This window comes from Stenotrophomonas sp. HMWF003 (assembly GCF_003061285.1).
Taxonomy (GTDB): Bacteria; Pseudomonadota; Gammaproteobacteria; order Xanthomonadales; family Xanthomonadaceae; genus Stenotrophomonas; species Stenotrophomonas maltophilia_AP.
On the sequence record NZ_QAIW01000373.1, the window covers coordinates 28,231 to 29,018 of the forward strand.

Consider the following 788-nt stretch of genomic DNA (forward strand, 5'->3'; position numbering starts at 1 on the left):
CTTTCATCACCAGCGTCGAGGTCAGCCGCTGCACGCCGGGTAGCGCGGACAGGTGCTCGTCGTAGAGCAGGCGGAAGGCGGGCAGGTCGCGGGTGACCACATGCAGCAGGTAGTCCGGGTCGCCGAACAGGCGCTGCGCCTGCAGTACCTGCGGCACCTCGGCCACGGCCTGCTCGAAGGCTTCCACTGCGCGCCGGTCGCCGTCGCGCAGGGTGATGAACACCAGGGTCGAGAACTTCAGTCCCAACGCGGCGGGGTCGAGCTCGGCGCGGTAGCCCCGGATCGCGCCCGACTGTTCCAGCGCCCGCACGCGGCGGTGGCACGGCGAGATGCTCAGGCCGATCCGTTCGGCCAGCTCGGTGACGGTGAGCCGCCCATCTTTCTGCAGCTCGGCAAGAATCCGGCGGTCGGTGTCATCCATGCGCAAGAGTTTCCCTCTGTGGCGTGCTACTTGGCAACTAATTGGAAGCACATTCCAGTGATGCGGGAATATTCTTCTGTCTGGCCAGCAGATCGCGGCACGACCGCACGTGACCCCATGCAACCCACTACCGTGGCCGCCTTCTGGGCGGTGTCGATCCTGCTGGTGCTCACCCCGGGCGCGGACTGGGCGCACGTGATCGCGGCGGGGTTGCGCGGGCGGGTGGTGGTGCCGGCGGTGGCCGGGCTGCTGTCCGGTCATCTGCTGATGATCGCGCTGGTAGCGGCCGGCGTTGGCGCGGTGCTGGCCCGCTTCCCGGTGGCGCTGCACGCGCTCACCCTGGCCGGCGCGCTATACCTGCTGTGGC

General features: G+C 68.8%; 2 protein-coding genes. One reads left to right on the forward strand and one right to left on the reverse strand.

From position 1 onward, the window contains the following. Nucleotides 1-421 (reverse strand): Lrp/AsnC family transcriptional regulator (locus DBR34_RS15630; RefSeq protein ID WP_146186858.1); only part of this gene is annotated, 421 nt, incomplete at its 3' end. A 117-nt stretch (nt 422-538) separates the two neighbouring features. Here DBR34_RS15630 and DBR34_RS21840 point away from each other — a divergent pair. Next, a partial coding sequence (locus DBR34_RS21840; RefSeq protein ID WP_219928308.1) for a LysE family transporter occupies nt 539-788 on the forward strand: 250 nt, incomplete at its 3' end.